The following is a 1,644-nucleotide window of genomic DNA, read 5'->3' on the forward strand; positions in this document are numbered from 1 at the left end:
ACAAAGGGTACAGATTATAAAGTCTTGCTACTCTCTCACTTTTCTTTATGCGAAGCACATGAAATTACTAATTTGTTGATAGCGATAACTTACTTTACGGCGACGACCACCTTGCCAAGTATAGCCGGAGACCCCATTTCTTCTCACTTCAGTTGGGAAGAACCATAAGTCCCTTCCGAAAGGACCAGAGCGATGTAAACGTAAATATCCCCACTTTCCCAAACAGTTACACATCCAAGATTTCATATTGCCTGCTTGTGCTGGAGAAGCAAATGTAGACGGTAACGATGGCGCTTGTGACGGTGGTGGTGATGTTGGAGCATCTTCCGCATCATCGGGTCTATAATCTTCTTGTTCCACATCTCTCCCTTCATTTGTAAATTCATACCCGTAGTTTTGTGGATTATAATACATGGATTGATCGTATGAATAATTTTGCTGGTTATACATAATAACAAATCACCTTCTTTTCATTCATTACCTTTAACATTCATATGTGATATGCCCTCTATAGGAAGCTTATGTATCGCCTAAATTTAACTAAAAAATAAAACTCGTATTTAAAAATACGAGCTTTTTCATAAAAGGAATAGATGTATTATTTTCTTAACTTCACACTATAAAAGCGCATTTCATCTAGTGAACCTACAAATTCAAATACTTCTTGTTTAATTAATTCCTTTAAGCGATATTCTAAAAACGTATCGCCAACTAACTGTTTTACAAGACCAAGTGCTTCACCAATTACTCTAGGGGCTTTTAGGAATTCTCGATCAGCACCTACACTTTTCGCGCATTCAATAATAAATTGATCAAAATAATCTTCTTGTACAGAATGCACGTTACTTTCTTTCCAAATTCTTAAAAATTCCGTACTATTCGATAATCTATCCCACTCATTTTCAAGGTTTACTCTGCCCTCTATAGTTAAATATGGTGAATCTACACCATTTCTTAGGCAAGCCGATAAACTTTCAGGTGATAATTCCCCCGTTCCACGAATATCATAATCTTGTTTTAATATAATTCTGCTTGCTTCAGACGTATTAATAATTCTAATATTTTTCTTACCTTTTAATTGCGCTATTACAAAACACAGACCTACATGTTCATGTGCATTATCGGCCTTCCAAATGGTAATTGGTGTTTCATTTGGAATTGAATGAAGTTCTTCTAAAGTCTCCATAAATCTTCGCAAATATTCATCTTCAAAATAATTATCATAAGCAGTTAAGTTGTTTACTAACCATTTCTGTCTTGCTAGTTGTCCCTCATTCATATGTATCTTATATATCGGTCCAATTGAAAAGAATTCAGAAAAAGCGACAACCCTCTCTTCCAATCGTTCTTCTTGACCCAGCATATGTTTTAAACATCCAGCTGTTGAATCGTCAAAAGTAATATGTACGTGTGAGCTTTCTTTTATATTTCTTTTATAAGATGTATTACTCGTTAGTTGCTTAGGAATATCCATCAAATTTTTAATAATATCTTCACTATAGTTTTCTTCTAATAAATTTAACTGAATTAGAATGCTTTGAAGTAAATGTTTTGCTTCATCTTCGTACATATCTTCTACAGCATTTTTAATTTTATCTATCATGTAAATCCCTCTATTCATTTCAATAGTAACATAGACTATAG

The 1,644-nt window shown here is 33.8% G+C and carries 2 protein-coding genes; both read right to left on the reverse strand.

All coding sequences use genetic code 11. From position 1 onward, the window contains the following. Positions 1-45: 45 nt before the first annotated feature. Positions 46-450 (reverse strand): hypothetical protein, encoded by a 405-nt coding sequence (locus tag DN410_RS27735; protein WP_149178857.1) that lies wholly within the window; start codon positions 448-450, stop codon positions 46-48. 148 nt (positions 451-598) lie between these two features. Next, entirely contained in the window at positions 599-1,603 is a 1,005-nt protein-coding gene (locus DN410_RS27740) for a DUF1835 domain-containing protein (protein WP_149178858.1), read from the reverse strand. Positions 1,604-1,644: the final 41 nt, after the last annotated feature.

Origin of the sequence: Bacillus sp. SH5-2, from assembly GCF_008368905.1 — a bacterium.
Taxonomy (GTDB): Bacteria; Bacillota; Bacilli; order Bacillales; family Bacillaceae_G; genus Bacillus_A; species Bacillus_A luti.